This is a genomic window from Haloplanus natans DSM 17983, from assembly GCF_000427685.1.
Taxonomy (GTDB): Archaea; Halobacteriota; Halobacteria; order Halobacteriales; family Haloferacaceae; genus Haloplanus; species Haloplanus natans.
The window spans coordinates 32,383-52,342 of the sequence record NZ_ATYM01000003.1 but is presented as its reverse complement, the minus strand read 5'-3'; the positions used below and the strand labels follow the sequence as shown (position 1 = coordinate 52,342).

Sequence of the window (19,960 nt, the reverse complement as noted above, 5' to 3'; positions counted from 1 at the left end):
GGATGGCTGATCTTACAAACGAGACATGGCGCTCGATATACGAGAGCCAGCCGGGGGGCTCCAGTTCGTATCTCGTCGATGAATTCTATGTCCCTGCACTTGAACGGTCGATTCGATATGATCGAATCGCTGGCTACTTTTCTAGCAGCGCACTCGCGGTCGCGTCCCGAGGAATCGACGCCCTCCTCGAGAACGACGGCGAGATGCGGCTCGTCGTCGGTACCGAGCTCTACTCCACCGACCGCCCGGTCTTCGAGGCACTCACTGACGAGCTGACCGACTCACTGGAAGAACTGGAAGACGAACAACTAGACGCACAGCTTCAGCTCCTCGCCCGACTCCTTCGCGAGGGGCGTCTACACATCAAGGTCGCCGTTCCCCGCGAAGGTTCCTGGCGCATCTTCCATCCGAAGATGGGCATCTTCCATGACGACGATGGGAACGCACTCTCGTTCGAAGGAAGCGTGAACGAGACCGTCGGCGGGTGGAAGAACAACTACGAACGGTTCAAAGTCCACCGCTCGTGGGTCGACCAGCAGTCGACCTACGTCGACGGCGACATCGATACCTTCGACCGGCTCTGGGAGAACGAGCATCCCTACGTGGAGGTGTACGACCTCCCCGAGGCCATCGAGAAAGAGCTCATCGACTGGAAGGATCCAGACTCGCAAACGAAACTCGAGGAAGCGATTCAGATCGCCCGAGGTGAGGCACCACCGACAGAGCGCGACAAGGCGAACATCATCGCCGACGGGCATCTTTCCCCCGGAGGGCTCGCACTTGCCGAGGAAGGCAGCACGATTACGCCCTGGCCCCACCAGCGCGTCGTCTCCGACACACTGGTCAACACCTATCCGAATAGCTTCCTGCTTTGTGACGAGGTCGGCCTCGGGAAGACCATCGAAGCTGGCCTGACACTCTCACGCCTTGGGCTGACTGACGAGCTCGAGACGGGGCTACTGCTCGTCCCAGCGAGCCTCACTGTTCAGTGGCAGGAGGAGATGTGGGAGAAGTTCAATCTGAACACCTACCGGTACGAGCGAGGGAGCAACTACGAGTACGCATTCATCGATGCGTTCGGGCGCGAACATGCTCCGCCCGGGGCATCCGAACTTGACCTCCGAGGACAGGAACGAGAACAGGCCTGGGTGGAAAGCCCCATCTGGCGGTTCCTGCACGAACAGCAGGAGAGTGACGATAACACCGATCCCGCGATCGTCATCATGTCCTGGCATACTGCACGACTGCAGGATCGATGGGATCAGGTAGCACCCAAGGATGGTGGCCAGACGCGAACGCGAGACGACGTGCTTGCGAGTTGTCGTGGCCGACAGACGTCCAACCGAGACGGTGTCTGGGACGCCGTCATCGTCGACGAGGCTCACAACGGACGCAAGGGGAGCAGCTTCTACTCGATGCTGGAACGCCTTCGCGACCACACACAGGCGTACTATCTCCTCACCGCGACACCCATGCAACTTCATGCAGGCGAACTCTACGATCTGATGTCCTTGCTCGACCTCCCTGGTGAGTGGGACAATCAAGACGAGTTCGTCGAGTTCTTCGAGACCCGCCGTGCGCTCACGAAAGCGCTTGACAAGGAGTTAGCTGGGAATCGCACTGCAGACGACGAGTCGTGGTCCGCACAGGCGACGCTCACCGAAAGTCGGTATCAAGACCGGCTCCCGGGCGAACGGAGCCTCTCCGACCGCGTGTTCGATGCTGTTGGCACCGAACTAGACGTAGGAGACGACCAGCAGGCCCGGTCTATCGCCAAGCAACGCGTACTTCGAGCCTGTGACCTCGCCAGCGACTACGGCGAGCACTACGATGGGTACATCGATGCGTTCGAATCCGCGATGGACGAGCACGATGTCGACCCATTCGACGCCAAAGAGGACGAGAAGCTGAAATACCTCCTGTATCCCTCGTGGAAAGCGGATGAGGAGTGGCTGACGTTCTCGCGAAGCGAGCGACTTGCAGCGCTCGACGAACTCTCGGAACCGGGCTGGAAGGTCGTACAGGAGGTCCTCGGAGAGTCGACCCCTGTCGATGCGCTCATCCATCGGAATACCCGCGACACCCTTCGCAAGTACGAACGTGTGGGGCTCCTCGACGCCACGGTTCCCGACCGGAATCCCGAACAGCACAAGATCGAGCTGACGGAGGAAACGCGCCGCGTGTACGATCGCATCGACGACTACACGAGGAAGTTCTACAAACTCGCACAACAGTCTGACGAGGCTGAATCCCGAGCGATTGGGTTCGTGATGACGACGTATCGTCAGCGACTCACAAGCAGCGTCTACGCGATTTCGCAGAGTCTCCAGAACCGTCTCAAGAAGCTCCGTGGCCAACGGACAGTGCTGAAGGGTAAACAGCGTGCTCAGGAGGCGGATTCGGGTGGCTCTCGCCAGGTGGTGATGGAGACACTCTCCGAGTACGATCTTGAGGACATCGAGGCGCTGGATGAACTGGAGGGCGACTTGGAAGATGCCGACCTCGCTGAGATCATTCCTAACGTTACTGACGAGGGACTTCATCTCTTAGACCAGGAGATCGAGGAGTTGGAGTCGTTCGTCGACGAACTGGCGGAGATTGACCAGGACCCCAAAATCGGTCAACTCATCGACGATCTCGACGAGCTGGACCACGAGGGGCACAACCGGGCGATTATTTTCACACAGTACGCCGATACGATGGACTTCATCCGTCAGAGCCTCGTGTCGATCCACGGGGAGACGGTCGCGACCTACTCTGGCCGCGGCGGAGAGATGTACGATAGCGATTCTGGATCGTGGACACACGTCGGGAAGGAGCGTGTGAAGCGCGAATTTGCGGCTGACGATGGAAGAGTGGACATACTCGTCTGTACGGACTCTGCGAGTGAGGGACTGAACCTTCAGGAGTGTGGCGCACTCATCAACTACGACTTACCGTGGAATCCGATGCGGGTCGAACAGCGTATCGGGCGTATCGACCGTATCGGACAGCGGTACGACGAGGTGACGATTCTCAATTACAGCTACGAGGACACGGTCGAGACGGATATCTACGAGCGACTAGACGCACGTATCGGCCTCTTCGAGAACGTTGTTGGCGATATGCAACCGATTCTCTCCGGTGTCAGCAGCCAGATTCGATCCGCGACACTAGAGACGGAGCGTGACGAAAGCCGGGATGCGGTTGAGCGAGCCGATCAGGAGTTCTCTGACCGGATTGAGAAGCAGGAAGAGAGCGACAGAGTCGATGTCGGCGAATCACTAGACGACATCGATGAACCGCTCGCCCAAGACGTAATTGACGAAGCGAAGCTCGATGCCTGGGAATCGTTCAATCATCCAGATATCCTCGATGTCGGTGCTGACGACTACGACACAGAGAGGCCGTTCACTGTACAATCTCTCGAGTCGGTCTTGACGAGGAGTGAAGCTCTCGTAGATGCGGGTATTCGATTCACGAGTGTCGACGAACTCGGCCTGGATGTGATGGACACCGAATACGGGGACGGCTTCGACTTCGGAGAGTGCACGTACCGACTGGAAGTCAGCGACATAGAGTCTATCCCAGAGTTAGACACAGAGGGAACACTGGCCTCCGTGATTGCTCCGGACGAAAAGACGGTCGCAGTGACGTTCTCGGACGAATGTGCGGAGGAGTTCCCGTCGCTCCACTATCTGGCACCCGGAAATCCGCTGTTGCAGCATCTCATCGAGACTTGGAGGCGAAATTCGGATGACTCAGAGAGACTGATCAGATACGCCGAACCCGATTCGCAATCGTCCCATCCAATCGTCTGCGGTTGGGGCAGAGATGGCACCATCAGCGTTGTTTCAGACGATGGGGCAGTCACAGGAGCAACCTCGGTGAGCAATCTGTCCGATTGGTACGACGATTTTGTAGCGAACCGCGAACAGTATAGCGCCGATTGAGTAGATAACCTTCAAATGGCGGAGTACGGGGCGACTCGGTAGGGCTCTCGCGATTACTGGAGTCCGTCGGCGACTGACCGAATTGTGAGATCGTACGTCTGCGGAGTACCTTCGAGGTTGACACGGATGATGAGTACGTCCAAATATTGTCCCCCCTTGTGAGCCAACTGGGTCATCTGTGCCCGCTGGTTTCGTTCGAAGTTGGTGGAACCGTGTTTGACTTCGGCGATGTATCGCTTCAGTACCGGACCTCCATAGCCGAATGGGTGGTCGTCAGTTCGGCGGTGGACGACGAACTCGAAGTCTGGAATCCACTTCCCGTCGCCACCACTGAACTCGAACTGGCCGACGCTCTCGGGTGCTGGGTTTACCTGCACCCGGAACTCTTCGGGGTCAATGCCCAGATCCTTCGCAGCGTAGGCGACGATTGGAGGTGGATTCCACCCGTATGCGCGGAACAGCGCTTCAGCGAGTGCCCCGACCTGCTGGGCCCGCATGTTGAACGTCCAGCCGTCTTCTGGGGGTCCCCGTTCCGTTGAGGGCGGTTCAGGATCGCGAAGCTTCACTAAGTATGCGTCCACCTCTGCGGGGTCATTCGGAGCTGCTGCTTGGAATTGCAGTCCGGGACAATCGATGTCGTCGACGAGTATCTTCGCCGCTTCCCCTTCAGATTCGTACGTAAGTACCTCCCCCGACTCTTCTCGGAGTGCCGCAATCTCTGGGGAGGCTTCACAAGCAGAGGGCTTGAGAGCAATACGGAAAGGACCTGAGCCCTCTTCATCCCCCTCGTCGAGCTCCGTCCCGCGTGGCTCACCCGGCCACTGCTCTCTCCACGTCATCGATCAGAGGTCTGGCGTCCTGTCCTCTGTGTCGAACTCTGCCTGTGTCTGCGATTCGATTTCCTCACGAAGTCGCCGGTCTAGACTGGATTTGAGTTCTCCGAGCGACCCGTCGCCACTCCCAGTGCTGAATTCGACGCCGGTGTCGGCTTCGATTTCGGTGAAGTAGAGGCTCGTCGTAACCGGACGGTCGTCGTCGAAGGCCGCGACCATCAGAGCGTACGCCTCGAGTTGTGGTTGATAGTATTCGGTCTTCTGCTCCAGTTTCGTTTCGTCGACATGACCGGTCTTGTAGTCGACCACAGTAGCTGTCTCGTCACCAAGTACGAGGCAGTCGATGATACCGGAGATGGAACCGTGGGCCAGTTCCACGCTTGCTTCGAGTTCGCGATAGACGACGTCGTCGCTGTCAGCCACATGACGGACGTAGCCGTTCGCACGTTGGGCGTGTTCAGCGACGCGGTCGCGGTCGTCTGCAGTCACCGCTCCCTCATAGTCCATCGACCTGAGCGCGTCATGGATAATGTCGGCCCAGCGCTCGGGAGGATGCTGGAGTTCGCAGATTCGGTGGACCGCTTCGCCGAAGAACCGACCCGACAGCCCGGTCGACCCGTCCCCCTCTTCGGCAAGCGTGTCGTCCTCTTCGTCCCACTCGGTATCGTCGTCAGCTCCCCGTCGGTAATTGACGATACGGTTCGCTTCGTCGAACACCAGTTCGCCGTCTTGGTTGTCGCTCAGAACGTCCGCGACTTGGAACGGCGAGAGGCGATACTGGATAGGGGCAGGCTGTCGCTGCGGTATTTCGACAGTCGTGGGAGGAGCCTCGACATCCACGTCCTCGTCCTGTATCACTGCTTGCTGTGGGAGCCGAACCGAGTAGCTGGGGCCACCCTGTTCGGGGTCCTCGCTCCGAGTGAGCGAATCAACGTGCAGCTGACCGGTCACCTCCCCGTTTGCCTCAAGAGTGGCGAGTAACTCTTCGTCACCGAGCAGTGACTTCTGGACGAAGTCGCTCCACCGTTTGGGTTCGTCCGTCTCCGGGTCTTCCAGCGTCGTGAGTGATTCGTCGTCTTCGGTTCCGTGTGTGCCGGCCAGAATGAGATGATCCCGAGCGCGCGTACAGGCGACGTACAGGGTTCGCTTCTCTTCGGCACAGAGCTTGGCGAGACGGCGTGACCGGATCCCTTTCTTCGCGACGGTGTCAGTAGTGTCGAAGGGGTCATGGCTGTCGGGAACAGAGAGCCCGAGTGCTGGGCGGTCGTTCACGTCTTCGAACTCGGTTCCGCCGGCAAGTGGTGGATCAGTGTTGAATTTGTCACTGAGTCCGGGTACGATAACGACGGGGAACTCTTCCCCTTTTGCGGCGTGGACAGTGAGTATCTGGACGCCGGTTTCGCCGTCCGGGATCGCCGCTTCGGGGTCGTAGTTGGTGAACTCTTGAGGTTCGTCAAGGCGCGTGACGAGTGAGCGCAGACTACCGGCGTCGCTGACGGCTTCACGCAGGTACTCTTCGAACTGTTCGACGTTGGCAAGTGCCTGTTGCGGCCGTTCATCCGCACTGAGACTCACAAGGTAACCGGTCGCGTCAAGCGCGATGTCGAGGAGTTCTGCCCACGAGTCAACCTGGGGACCGGCGGCGTCCTCAGAGGCACCGGCGAGCGTTCGCAACTCGGCGAGCAAAGAATGACCGCGCCTAAGCGCGGTGTCGTCCGTTTCACTGAGTGACGCCCAGACGTTGCCACCCTCCACGACTGGGGCGAGTTCGTCATCAGTGAAGCCGAACATCGGGGAGCGAAGCAGTCCGAACAGGCGGATGTCGTCGGTTGGGTCGGCGAGGACGCGGAACAGGTTCGTGAGGGTCCGAACCTCTGGCGTCTCGAAGTATCCCTCTCCCTGAACGACGGTATAGGGAACCTCGTGATCGTCGAACGCACGCTTGAACTCGTCGAGATGGGTTCGCTTCCGGATGATGACCGCAATATCGTCGTACGTCACCGGCCGACTTTCCGGGCCGTCGTCCGAATCAGGCTCGTAGACCCGTGTCTCGTCGTCGACGAGGCGCGTAGCGCGCGCTGCCACGGACTGAGCTTCCGCCCACCGTCGCGCGGAGGGGGGTGCGTCGTTCAGCGGGTGATCAGGAGCGAGGACGTTCGGTCGGAGGTCGTTGTCAGGAACGAACAAGTACTCCATCGTCGGCGTTACGTCGTGAGGATTGTCTCGTCGGGGACGGAGAGGCTGTGGTGCTGCCTCGAAGGCGTCGTCCGCGTCGTCGTCGAAGACATCCTCGAAGAGACTATTCAGAAACCGGAGTAGCGGTGGGAGTGTTCGGAAGTTGTCCTGAAGCTGGTACCCGACAACATCGTCTCCTCCGCCTGTCGTTGCGGTGTTCTCGCTCCCGTTCGCGCCGACGAGTGCGCTCCGCGCTTCTTGGAAGACAGCGACGTCGGCGTTCCGGAAGCGGTAGATCGACTGTTTCTCGTCGCCGACCGCGAAGACGTTCTGCGCGCTGTACGCCGTGTCATCGGCGGCGAGGCTGGTGAGTGACTGAACGATGTCCCATTGGTTCGGGTCGGTGTCCTGAACCTCGTCGATCATGACGAAGTCGAACTGGTCAGCGAGCGATTCCCGAACGGCGTCGTTCCCACGCTCCGGGTGGAGAAGGTTACGTGTCTGCTGGACCAGATCGGTGTAATCCAGTACGTTTCGCTCGTGTTTCCGGTCGGCGTACCTGCGGGCAGCTTCATCGAACAGACGAGCTAACGCGAAGTAGTACGGCGCGCCCTCGCGGTCGACGGCCATGTCGAGACCGTCACCCTCCGCAGACCGATGTGTCGCATCGAGTCGTTCAACGATCTCGGTGACGATGCCTCCGATACGGTCGGCGTCTTCGTCGGTCCCGCTCCAGTCCCCTTTGACCGGAGAGTAGTTCGCGTACTCGTCGTGCCCGGACTTGGTGAGTTCGTCACACACGTCGTAGATCCGATCTCGGCGGTCACGAACGGAATCCCGAGCGTCTAGTCCGTCGGGCTCGTCGAAGAGTTTGACTGCAGTCCAGACGCGCTCGGTCCGTCCGCCGGGGTCAGTCTCGTCGAGGTCGGCAACGAGTTCTTGGAGGTCCTCTACGAGCACTCGGAGTTCCTCGTCGGCACAGAGTGCATCCACCTCGTCGGCGGGGAAGGGGTGGAGTTCCTCTTCGACGTAGGTTACATAGTCGTCGACAGTACGAGCGGGTGCACTCCAGACGTCGGCCCAGGCTTCGCTGCCAGGGCGCTCACCGAACAGGTCCTCGAGAACCTCGCGGAGGGAGTATTCCGAGAACGCGTCCAGCAGGAGCCCGACCTCTCGGGGTTCTTTTTCCATGAGTTCGTCGACGATGTCCCGCTGGAGTCTACTCGCTTCGACATCGTCGAGGGTATCGAATCCGGGGGCGAGTCCGGAGACTGCGGTCGCGTGTTCGGACAGGATGCGCTGACAGAATGCGTGCAGCGTGTGGACGTATGCGTCGTCCAGCCCGTTGAGAACGTCGCGCCAGCGTTCGTGGTCGGCGTCTGCGGTGGCGAGTCGGTCCAAGACGCGTTCGCGGACGGTCTCTGTGAGGTCACGCGCAGCCCGTCGCGTGAACGTCGTCACGAGAACGTTCTCGGGGATGGCGTCGGGATGATCCTCCAGAAGCGCTAGATACCGGAACGAGAGCGTCGTCGTCTTCCCGGTCCCGGCACCGGCCGTGAGTGGATAGTTCTGTGAGAACGCTGTGACGGCGTCGTCCTGCTGGTCAGTGAGGTCGTCTCGGCGCATCAGTTCCCCTCCTCAACCGCAGGAGCCCACTCTACGCCGCGAGCAATCGGTGGGACGTACGCATCTCGTCCCTCGGATTCCATGTTTTCCATGAATAGTTGGCGCCGGTACGACCGGACGTCGCAGGCATCGCGGAAGGGACAGTTTGAACACCCGGCGTCGTCGGGGTCGTTGATCGTCGGATGGAACGTTCCGGCTTCGATGCCGGAGACGATATCGCTGAGTCGTTGCGGAACGACGTCATCGAGGAACTCTCGGAAGCCTGCTCGAGTCTCGATGCTAGGTTTGTCCGAACTCTGGTAGACCATCGGTGTCCCGCCGTATCCGTCACGATATGAGTTACCGCGCCAGCTCGCGTTCTTCGGGTCATCACCGACGAACCCGATTTGACCAGCGGTGCTGCTCACCTTTCCGGGTTCCTTGAGCCGGTAGTACCCGCCTCCGACGGCTTCGGTAACCTCGTCGACATTCGCCTCCAGCATCTTCGCATAAATCGGGAGTTGGAAGCTCAGTCCGTCCAGCGTGTCGCGTTCGGAGGAGGTGTATCCTGTCTTGTAGTCGCGGACGATAGCTCTCCCATCGGACGTCGTTTCGCCACGGTCGAGAACACCGCGGATCGTGGTTCCGTCCACCTCGAAGGAGAGCTTGGTCTCGAACCAGGCCGGTGCCGCCGTCAATGGACCGTTCTGAAGCCGATTGTCCGGGTCGACGTACAATGCGAGCTCTTCTTCGAGGAACCGCACGAGGATACCCGCAGGTCGTCCATCGACGGCGGTCCGGTTGTAGTACTCGTTTTGATCAGCATCACCGAGACCGGCCAGTAGTTCGAAGAGCCAGCGGTCGTCGAACTCGTCGTCGACGGCTTGGAGTTCGTCGACCGCGACACGGAGGAGTCGCGTCTCCAGGTCATCTTGATGGAACCCGGCAAGCGAAACCGGAGACCCAACCTCGTCTCGAAGTTCCGTGTAGAACTGCTCCAGAACCTCGTGAACGTAGTGCCCACGATTGATTGGTCCCTCGTCTCGGTCCTCTTCCTCTAGCCCGAGTACTTCCTTTGCGTAGAAGCGGAACGGGCAACTGGCGTATCGCTCTACCTGCGTCGGCGAGAGTCGGTCAAGGTGGAACGAGAGGCCCTGCGCGGTCCCCGAAGTGAGCCAGCCCGTATTCTCTGATGGACGTGCTAACCCACGGTCGGCTGCCGTACGAATGCCATCAATCGCTGTCTCTCCTGGTGTTGCCTCTGTATCGAGTCGATCACTGCTGCCCGCTGTGTCTACGAACAGTCCCGTTGACGACGCGGCAGCCGCGTACTCGCCGAGTGTGTCTAGACTGACTCGAGCGCCAGCAGTTGCGAACGCTCGCTGTGCGTCAGCTCGCGCACCGATTTTATCCCGTCGACCGGTCGGGGTCTGCCCGACGAGGTGGCCGAACTCATCCCGTCGCTGTGGCACCGTTTCGGTGATTCGACGGAACTCGGCCAGGATCCCAGCATCGATGTACGCTGTCCCGTCGAGTTGTTGTTTCGGCCGCGAGAGCGTGACGGTCTCAGCGGCGGCAACGAGGCTTGCGATGCGGTACTCGGCCCGTCGAGCTTGGTCGGCTTCGGCAAAGTCGGGATGTGCGTCTGTTACAGCGTTCACAAGTGCGAGTCGATTCGCTGAACTCGGGAAGTGAGACGCTGTCAGACCGAGGACGAACACGTGGTCGAACGTTCGCATCCCGAGTTCCGCCGCTCCGAGGACTTCGACTCTCCCATCGCGAATTGTTGGATCGTCGGTGACGGAGACGGCACCGAGTGCATGCCGAGCACGTTCGAGGTCGTCTCCGTCTCCCGTCCGTTCGACTGCGTCAAGGACTCGCTCGGCACTGCGGTAGACGACCCGTTGCGACCCGGTCGTCGTTCGATCTTCTACCGTGTCCTCGATTCCGAGGCACTCAACGAAGTGGCGATAGGCTTCGATGCTCCCGTCATCTGCCACGGTTTTTGCTTCGACGAGAAGCTCGTCGATAGCCACTCGGTACGGCTCCTCGACATCGCTGAGTTCTTCCACGTCCGCGATCGCGTCGTGTGCCTGTTCGCTATCGACATCCTCCCAACCCGGCAGCACCGGCTCTACGAGTGGGTTATCGAGGAGGCTGCGAAGGTCATCAGTGATCTCTGTCTCGTCGAGCAGCTCCAGCGCGGTCAGGAGAGCAGCTCCGACCGACGTTCCATCGAGATCGTAGTCCCGAGCAACAGCGTATGGAACGGATCGCGCAGAGAACTCACCGGCGAGACGATGGGCGTACGCCGATGGCGCGGTCACGATAACGCCGATATCGTTCGGATCAACGCCGTCACCCAAGAGTTCCTGTACCTGCCGTCCCGTATACCGTACTTCTCCTGGACGCGATGACGGGACGACAGTCTCGACAGTCGTCTCGTCAAGGGAGAGTGTGGTGGCATCAGGACGGAAGGGTGCCGACGCTAACCGTCGATTCGCGGGTGGGCGAGACTCACGGGCTGTGATTGCATCTGTTTCGAATTCGAGGTCGTTGACGAAGAACTCCCATGCAGGGGCCGTTGCGACGTCGACACCGCCCGGAGAGTCCGTTCCGGTCAACCGGGAGAAGGTCGCGACTGTCGGCCAAGTTTCCGTGATCGTCTCGACTACACGCGATGCGAGGACAGAGAACGTGTCGAACCCACCGATGATGACGGCGTCAGTGTGTGGGAAGCACTGAGCAGGATTGGAATTCGCCACCCGTCGGTACCGCTCAGCCCAGAGAGTCGTAGCTGAACCATCGGGAAGTCCCTCGCGTCCATCGTAGAACCGCTTGGTGATGGCCTCGAGTTCGGCGCTCAGATTGACCAGTCCTTCGTCGCTCAGGCGGTCGCGGACGGCTTCTGGTGAGAGTAGTCCGGCGAATTCGACAAGGCTCAGGAGGTCCTCCATCTGCTCGACGAGACCGGTCGGAGGCAGTCCGTCCCCCTCCATGAGCGACCACTTGGCGGATAAGTCTGAGAGAGACTGTTCGACGAGTCGGAGGCGGGTTGGCTGGTCCATCCGCGAAGCAGTACCGCCGATCGCTTCGCGGTCGTAACACCGGTCGACGAACTCATCAAGTGTGAGCGCAGTGAGTTCAAGCGGGCGACCGATGTCTTCCCACTGCGTTTCGATTTCTGGGAGGCGATGAGGTTGATTCGCGATGTAGAGGACGCTTTCGGGATTTTCTCCCGATTGGGTCGCGGCCCAGTTGAGCGCTGCCCGATCGACCGCAACAGCATCCGGGCCACAGAGAAGCCGAGACATTCCTTCTGAGGAGTGTGTCGGCTTTACCACATAATGCTACCTGAAGATATCATGATGGAAGCGGCCCTCTCATCAAATCATAACCGGACCGTGTTCATTCCACACGCGAGAGCGACGCTGGCACGTTGATGAAGAGTAGCCAATCATTCAATTTCTACTGATTGTAAGATCTAATGGCAAGACTGCGGCGTTACACATCGATGACGGGGGGTGTGATCGAGCACGATTTACACTTCGATGACGGGGCGTCAGACGAACGGCTTACACATCGACGACGGGGGGGTCTCCGACGATGAGTTGCTGAATAGCACTTCGTCGTCGGTTCTGAGGCGGTAGAAGCAAAGACGTTGAATGCAAGGAATAGAATCGTCTTAGCGGCAGTATAGACATCGACGGTGGTGAATCTTTTTATGCCTTCAGGATGCAGCAAGCGTATGACCGGTAGCGATCAGGGTGGGACCGATCAATCTACCCTTGCAAAAGAAGAAACACGTTCTCAGGCGGCAGAAACCGAAACCGAAACCGAAGCCGCCAAAGCGGACGCCACCGATAACTCCGCTTCAGCACGCGATGAAGTAGATTCAACGGAGAACTCGCAACGCTCCATCCGCGATATGCTGGATGAGGAGGGTGGTGCGTCGGTTTTCGACAACAGAGACCTCGTCGAACCGGATACGATCATCGACGAAGAGCGGATTGTTGGTCGCGATGACCAGCTCGAATCCGTCGTCTCGTTCCTGAAACCCACCCTGCAGGGGAATCGGCCGCCGAACATGCTGTTGTATGGTCCAGCAGGCACTGGAAAATCCCTCATCATTGGAGCTGTTACGGAGCAAATCATCGATCTCTGTAAGTCGAAGGGGGAGCGCTTCGGCGTCATCTCGATCAATTGCCAACCGATCAATACGCTCGACCAAGCGGTCTACGAACTCGTTCAAACCGTCGCGAAGAACGTGGACGCAGAGGTCGGCGTTCCTGAGACGGGAGTGTCGACCAAACGCAAGTACCGTCGTCTGTACGAGCTCATCAACGAGAATTATGACTCAGTCATTTTCATCATCGACGAGATCGACCTCTTGGTCGGCCGACGTGCAAATGACGAACCAGCCTACTCGAAACTACTCTACCAGCTCTCCCGTGCGAGCAATACGAACGAAATCGAGGGGCGGGTCTCAGTTGCGGCGTTGACGAACGATCCGAAATTCATGGAGAACATCGATGGACGTGCAGAGAGCTCGTTCAATCCTCGAGACGTCTACTTCCCCGATTACGACGCCAACCAGTTGCGCCAGATCCTCAAAAATCGTCGGGACGCCTTCCGGCTAGATGCACTCGAAGATGACGTGATTCCTCTGGTGGCGGCGTTCGCAGCGCAAAGCCACGGAGATGCTCGGAAGGCCATCGATCTGTTCCGCGGTGCTGGTGATCTTGCTGACGAACGCGGGGATGAAGAAGTTCGCGAGGAACACGTCCGTGAATCGCAGGAGGAGATCGACAAGGACCGATCACTAAAACTCGTCGAGGGGTTGACGACCCAGAAGAAGATATCCCTGTATGCGACAGCAGCTGTCGCCCGACACTCCAGGCGCTCGGGAAGTTCAGTTCCGAGTCCAGTTGGGTTCAAAGTCTATCAGTGGGTCACGGACGAACTCGATGCGGATCAAATGACTCGTGAAACCTACGTCAAGTACGTGAAGGAGCTCTCCACCTACGGATTGATCTCGACGTCGAGGAAGAGCCGAGGACGTGGTGGCGGGATGTACATGGAGTTCACGTTCACGGGTGATCCAACAGCGATTATGGAGCGAATCGTCGAGGACACGAGACTGGAAACCATCAGTGGCCAAGATGAGCTCCTTCAGTCGGTCGTCAATGCTCAGTTGAACGAGTTCCACGAAAAGTAGGAACACCTTCGCCGTCTTGACGCCGTTTCTATGGACACGTCACCCCCCGTCATCGAAGTGTAACCGATTCTGTTCCCGGAGTTGCACATCGATAGCGCTCGAATCACGGCAGGACCCATCAAGCTGGACGAGATTGTTCTCGGGTGGTCGATCCACGGACGAACTTCGAATACAGGTAAGACGTGAACCCCCTCCCCCCGTCATCGAAGTGTAAATCCTCACCAGAGGGAAGGTACAGAGGGCAAGGAGCAAGACGCGGATTAACCAGAGAAGCCATAAGAACCACGGTCTCACGGAGAAGAGGCATCAGAACAATCACGATGAGGAAGCTGTTCCCCACTCGGTACGTCGGAGTTTCACTCCTCCGAACCTTCGTGGTAAGCGCTATTGCGGTTACGGTACTGATGGGTGGCACATAAAACTTCGTCAGACTAGTGACACTCGTGGGATATGTGCTGATTCTTCTGTCTCGGCGTCTCTTTGTCATGTTCGTGGTGCTCCCGGCCTCTTTCGGCTGTTCTCGTCTCTACCCCCCTCCCGCCCTCGAGAGTTTACACATCGATGACGGGGGGGGAGGGTTCCGAGTAATCGGCAAGGAGTCATATCCACGTCCTTCGTTATAGCTCGCTACTCTCGTGGATTCACGGGGGCGATATACTCGTTCTTCCAGGAATCGCCCTCACGCCACTGCCAGTAAAAGTAGCGATACCCAGGTTTCGTCTCCTTCACCGTGATATATGCTCCACTCGTCGGGACGTCTTCGTAATCGTCCGGATCCGTCGAGATCTCGCGCTCGTCCAGCTCCTCGAGGTCCTCCTCATCGACTTCTTCCTCGGCTCGTCGACGCTCGAGTTCTTGTTGTCGCTGTCGACGTTTCCATTCCGCCAGATCAGCCGCGTACGTCGCGATTGCCTCCAGCCGTTCCGGAGATTGGTTCTCGAGTGGTTCGCGAAGATACTTCGGCAACTCTGGTGCAGGTGGTTTCTCTGGGATGTCCTCGCTCATAGTTACCCCACGAACGGCGCGTCATATCAATCTGTGGGGTAACTTTGAGGTTTGACGATGTTCACCCCCCGTCATCGAAGTGTAAGACAGCTTGATACGCCTTGTTACGCCTGGAATATCCGGTATTCGACTTTGCCGACATCGGACAAGATGATGATATCTCCAGAAAGCACTTCGTCACTCTTCGTCGAACGGGACTGTTGGATCGACTGACGTAATCAGGGCGGTTTGAGAGTTAACGTTACCCCACGCGACACAATCGATGTACCGTGTGGGGTAACTCTGGCCAGTACTGCTAGTTTCGGTTAGCTTCCACCTCAGGGGATGTTTTCGACACACTCGACGAGGTCTTCCTCGGTGGTCCACTGATAGAGTCGGCCCTGGTCCTCGAGCATCTCGAAGATTGCCGTCTGCATCCCGCTATACGGGTTTTCGACGTCGACGCCAGTCTCGACGTCGTCGGGGTCGAGGCCGTCGTACTCGCGCTTGCAGACGTGCGTTTTTGCGAAGTACTCCTCGAGGGCAGTGAAGTAGCCCTGTTCGACGAGGAAGCCGCCTCGTCCGTGTTCAGCGACGCCAACGATGTAGTCGGTGTAATCCGCGAGCAAGCGGAACTTGAGATACGTGTTGACCCACTCGCTGCGGATGTCGACCATCAGAAACGCGTAGGCGTCGGGCCGTCGGTTCAGCCGGTCTTTGACGAGCCGGAGCCGGCGAATCTCCGGCTGGCCGTAACTGCCGAGGACGAAATACGCTCGGTCGGCCGAGAAGATCGGCGAGAGTTCGGCAACACTCTGCTTGAGTGCCTCGTACTCCTCGGGAGTGAGCGAGGTCTCGTGGAGGTATGCCTCCGCGCGCTCAACGAGGTCCTCCATCTTCTCCGCCTCCTCGCTCATATGGCGTGCCTCTCGTCGAGGGGATTTCAGTGTGCTGACCGAGACAGTCAGCGTATCGCTTTAGACCGATTCGTATTTCGGCGAAACGCTTTAGCCCGTACTCCTCGAAGATGCGTGTGATGAGCACCCCCGACGAGGCTACGAGCGACCTCGACACGGTTCGCGAGCGACTCAATGTCGTCACCCAGGAGACCCGGTTCTCTCTCATCCAGGACATCCTCGGGCATCCGTCGGGGCTGCCGACGCTGAAGGAACTGGACTACGTCAACCCGAGCCGGAGTCAGACGACGATCCGCCAACATCTGCAGCGCCTCGTCGACGCGGGCATCGTCGAAAAAGTCGAACTCCCCGAGGATCGGCGACAGAACGATCTGCCGTACACGTTCTACGGACTCAGCGATGATGGACGTCGATTCCTCGAGGATCACAAGCTGCTGCGTGCCGAGGAGACCCTCCGGGAGATCTACGACCGAGTCGAGAAGACCGACGAAATCGAGCGCTACGAGACCGCGCCGCGTCCTGATCGGTGAGTGATTCGGCGATCCAACGATGACGACACAGAAAGTTACCCCACTACTTTCGGATTCTTCTACTTTGTGGGGTAACTTTGGATGAATATCGCTTCCGAACACCGGCTGCCGACACCTACTGGAATCCGACTGTAGAGTCGTCGTCGAATACGTTCTCCGAGAAGGATTCGTCCTCATCCGAGCGATTGACGCCAGTGGTCGGTCCAGGGCGAATATCTTCCGCCATCGCATCGAGTTCTTCGGGAGTAGGGAAGTCCTCAACCGAGACTGTTCGCGCATCACGTCGTGCAGCTCGGCGCTTGGCCTCTGTGACGAGTTCCTCGATGTCGGCACCGCTGAGGCCGGCTGTGTGACTCGCGAGTTGTGCCAACTGGTCACCGGTGAGATCATGCGGAACCCCCCGCAATTTCGACTGGAGAATCGCGTGCCTGCTTTCCTCTCCCGGAAGACCGATCTCGACGTGTGTCGCGAGTCGACCAGGGCGAAGAATTGCGGGATCGATGTCTTCGGGCCGATTGGTTGCGCCGACGACGATGGCCGTTCGATTGTCGTCGGTGAGATGAACGAGCAGCTCGCTAGTGATCTTTCTGTCTTCAGCGTGCGCTCCCCCGGCGCCGACATCGCGACCACCAAAGAGGTGTTCGGCCTCGTCGAGAAAGATCACGCAGGGACCGATTGAGTCGGCTTCTTCGAAGAGTTGGCGAATCCGCTGAGGTCCCTCGTTAATCCACTTACTGGTCACGTCTGCCGGCCCTAGCTCGACGAATGGGATATCGAGTTCGCCAGCAAGGGCCCGGGCGAACATGGTTTTACCCGTTCCTGGAGGTCCGTAGAAGAGAATTCCTCGCGACGGCTCGATCCCGAACCGATCGTATCGGTCGTCACCGCGTGCCGCTGCATGGACCGGCTGGAGGACCTCTTCAGCGAGTCGTTCCTTCACCTCGTAGTACCCAGCGACGTCGTCGAAGCTGATGTCCGAGCGAGTCCAGTTGTATTCGAATTCTTGATTATCGGGTGGCATTGCCGGTGCTCGTGAGGTTTCTGAATGGTGATCACCAGGGGAATCGCCTTTTGATGTATACGTATCCACTCCTTGTTCAGACGAATTGCTCGTGCTACGTTGATTCTCTTGTACCATCTCCTTGATTCCTTCAGAATCTATGGACGGACTGGGTAGGTGACGTCCAGCGGCGTAGTAGTAACCGTTCTCACCCTGAGGATCATAGTAGAGCACGGCGACGAGAGAGGCAGCAATCCCCAGTCCGAGTGCTGCTTGTATTTGTGGATCACTCGGACCAATCCCTGAGAGGAAGTTCAGTTGTGGGATCGTGATGAGGGTGGCGACAAATGTGATTCCCTCAGCGATCAACAACAGTATAACAAAGAATTGGTAGACCAACGCGAATGGATATAGACCGATCACGCCGATGGTTTTCAGAACAGGGATTCGCAAATCGCCTCCGATATGTATCGCTAGAATTCCAAGGCCTAGTCCAACGACTGCAGTCGGCGGTAAATTCAGCAGGGGTGCGACTACCCACATGTGGAGGAGGGCTAATGTCGTCCAACCGAGCATGAAGAACAGTCGGTAGATACCACGCTTTTCGTGTTCCCGCTCCATGATACGGTAGGTCGCGTACTCGACGACCGCGAAGAGACCGAGAAACCCGGCGACGCTGATAGCAATTTCGAGAATACTCATCGGATCACGTAATCAGTCTCAGGAGACCCGTGTGGGCGGACGCAGCGATTTGCGCGATTATTTCGCGCCGGAGTTCGGGGCTCATATGGGCCGCGGCGTGTCTATACGGCCACTGAGAACGGCATCAACAGATGCGTTCACAATGGTCTATGTTCCTTTCATGCTGGTCCTACGCTATAACTTCTCGCTTCACAAGGGCTTCATCGAGAAGAAGTTCACATAGTCTTTGACGGCTCACTACCAGTGTCATCATCCCACGGCGGAGCCGACGCCCGTCCTGGTCCCTCCTCCTGCCGGGCCATCCAGTCGATGTCGGGCTCGTCCGCCGAATCGGCGAGTTCGTCGCTGGCTCCGGGTCCGATAAGGTGTTTTCCACCCCGTTTCCCCATATTGTACGCCGCGTAGGGGCTCCGCGTCATTGCTCCAGCGAACACAATACCACTCGCCTTCCCAGCTTGGACACCGGTCCTTCCTACCTGCTTGCCTGCTTGACCGGCCGAAACGGCAGTACGTCCAGTGACTTTCGCAGCAGATTGTGCAGCTTTGATTCGCTTTACGCTGCGGGCCGACTTCGATGCGTCCTCCCTGAGTGTTGCTGCTCTCTGCCCTAAGCTCTGGGCTCTGTCGTTGAGATCAACAGTCGGTACTTCCCAATCGAGGATTCGGAAGCCGAGTTGAATCGGTATGAGCCGTTCAATCTCGGAGCGGTAGCTGATTGAATCGAGACATCGATCTGGATTGGACAGAGACAGTGATGAGAGCGGTTGTTGAAGCGGTTTCTGACGAGTGCTGTTGCTGACGACTCGCTGGCCCGAGGCCGCGGGCTGGCCGTCAGCCCGCGGCCGGGGCGTATGCGTCGGGGACGCCCACACCGTTCATCTCAATCTCCCACCGCCGCTCTAACTCCGCTTCCAGCTCGTGGCGAATCCAGTCACAGAACGTCGTGAACGTGAACTGCTCGGGCAGGTCGCGCCCGCCCTGCCGCGGGCGGGCGACGACCGCCCATCGTAGCACGAGCCATAGGTTCTCTAGCAGGAAGCTTACGATCACGAACCCAAACCGGACGATTGGGTCTTGTGTCGTTGTTGTTGCTCGCGCTTGGCGAGACAGCCGATAGCTGGTTTCTATCGCCGAGCGTTTCCGGTAGCGTCGTTCGACCTGCGTGGGCGTGCGATCGGCCAGATCGCACGCCACATATCCTCGAACGACCTCGCCATGTTTGTCTCGGTCACCGTTCTGGTATGAGACAGAGACAGCGAGCGGGAAGCGCAGTTCCCGCTCGCGTCCCTTGTACATGCGATAGGTCGTCATGTACGAGCAGTGCGTGGCGAGTTTGTCCTTCATGCGCTCACCCTTCTCTTTGACAGGGATCACCGTCGTCGCTAGGTCGCGTGCGTGACGAATCACCCGTTCATTGTAGAAGCCACGGTCAGCAAGTAGGAGATCTATCTCGAAGGGATAGGCGGCGACGCGGTCGAGGACACGCTTGACCGCGTCGGCCTCCTTCTCGTCGCTGCGGACGTAGGTCAGCGCCAGCGTCACTGGCTTTCCGTTCGAGACGAGGTAAGCGGTACAATAGCGGTGGCATGTTGTCGTTCCATCTTTGGGATTCGTTGTACAGAGTTCGCCGTCTTCCTCGTCAGGAGAGCCATGATATGGGTTATCGACGAAGTCGATGGAGACGATTCTCGACCGGTCAGGGTCGAGAATCGTCAGGGCGAGATGTCGAAACAGGATGTTTGCCGCCATTTCGAGCTTCTCACGTTGAAGCGTGTGAAGCCAGTCCATGACAGTATCGTCGCAAGGAGTATCGTCCGTTTGGGAGGTCACATCCCAAACGGACGATTGGTTGACGCTGGCCATGGTGACGACAGGCCAGATATCACCGGAATCGAGGGGCGAGCCCTCGATTCCTTGGAGTGGAAGCTGACCAATTACGTCGGCCGCTACATCTTTGACATCTGCTGCCGAAAGGACACCGTCCGGTCCAGGGAGCTCTAACACACTTCTGAACCGGACATCTTCCTCAATCAGAGCGACGCTTTAGCTCCGCCTCTCACGCCG

Annotated in this window: 10 protein-coding genes; 3 read left to right on the top strand and 7 right to left on the bottom strand. The window is 58.5% G+C overall.

Annotated elements, in window-relative coordinates:
* Positions 1 to 2 precede the first annotated feature (2 nt).
* Positions 3 to 3,932 carry a helicase-related protein gene (locus HALNA_RS00225; protein WP_049934192.1) on the top strand — a complete coding sequence of 1,310 codons (3,930 nt, stop codon included), beginning with the start codon at positions 3 to 5 and terminating at the stop codon, positions 3,930 to 3,932.
* A gap of 53 nt (positions 3,933 to 3,985) precedes the next feature.
* Here the strand turns inward: HALNA_RS00225 and HALNA_RS00220 are convergent, their stop codons facing one another.
* The 3 genes from HALNA_RS00220 to HALNA_RS00210 are packed head-to-tail and all read right to left on the bottom strand — an operon-like array spanning position 3,986 to position 11,859.
* Positions 3,986 to 4,771, bottom strand: coding sequence for a hypothetical protein (locus HALNA_RS00220; protein WP_049934191.1), 786 nt, complete (start codon positions 4,769 to 4,771; stop codon positions 3,986 to 3,988).
* Between the two features lie 3 nt (positions 4,772 to 4,774).
* Entirely contained in the window at positions 4,775 to 8,566 is a 3,792-nt protein-coding gene (locus HALNA_RS00215; protein ID WP_049934189.1) for a UvrD-helicase domain-containing protein, read from the bottom strand.
* Positions 8,566 to 11,859, bottom strand: coding sequence for a PD-(D/E)XK nuclease family protein (locus HALNA_RS00210; RefSeq protein ID WP_049934188.1), 3,294 nt, complete (start codon positions 11,857 to 11,859; stop codon positions 8,566 to 8,568). The genes HALNA_RS00215 and HALNA_RS00210 overlap by 1 nt, the downstream gene beginning before the upstream one ends.
* A 434-nt stretch (positions 11,860 to 12,293) precedes the next feature.
* On the opposite strand from HALNA_RS00210, the gene HALNA_RS00205 reads away from it, so the two are divergent.
* Positions 12,294 to 13,763 (top strand): orc1/cdc6 family replication initiation protein, encoded by a 1,470-nt coding sequence (locus HALNA_RS00205; RefSeq protein WP_394324582.1) that lies wholly within the window; start codon positions 12,294 to 12,296, stop codon positions 13,761 to 13,763.
* Between the two features lie 627 nt (positions 13,764 to 14,390).
* On the opposite strand, the gene HALNA_RS00200 is transcribed toward HALNA_RS00205, so the two are convergent.
* Entirely contained in the window at positions 14,391 to 14,768 is a 378-nt protein-coding gene (locus HALNA_RS00200; protein WP_049934186.1) for a hypothetical protein, read from the bottom strand.
* Between the two features lie 317 nt (positions 14,769 to 15,085).
* Positions 15,086 to 15,664 carry a hypothetical protein gene (locus HALNA_RS00195; RefSeq protein ID WP_049934184.1) on the bottom strand — a complete coding sequence of 193 codons (579 nt, stop codon included), beginning with the start codon at positions 15,662 to 15,664 and terminating at the stop codon, positions 15,086 to 15,088.
* Positions 15,665 to 15,783: 119 nt separating this feature from the next.
* On the opposite strand from HALNA_RS00195, the gene HALNA_RS00190 reads away from it, so the two are divergent.
* Complete coding sequence (locus tag HALNA_RS00190) at positions 15,784 to 16,194, top strand: helix-turn-helix domain-containing protein (protein ID WP_049934569.1); 411 nt, start codon at positions 15,784 to 15,786, stop codon at positions 16,192 to 16,194.
* Positions 16,195 to 16,309: 115 nt separating this feature from the next.
* Here HALNA_RS00190 and HALNA_RS00185 read toward each other — a convergent pair whose 3' ends face one another.
* On the bottom strand, positions 16,310 to 17,896 hold the full coding sequence (locus HALNA_RS00185; protein ID WP_049934183.1) for an ATP-binding protein: 1,587 nt from the start codon (positions 17,894 to 17,896) through the stop codon (positions 16,310 to 16,312).
* Between the two features lie 831 nt (positions 17,897 to 18,727).
* The gene (locus tag HALNA_RS00180) at positions 18,728 to 19,900 is read right to left on the bottom strand and encodes an ISH3 family transposase (protein ID WP_049934181.1); all 1,173 of its coding nucleotides are present in this window, start codon (positions 19,898 to 19,900) and stop codon (positions 18,728 to 18,730) included.
* Between the last annotated feature and the right edge of the window lie 60 nt (positions 19,901 to 19,960).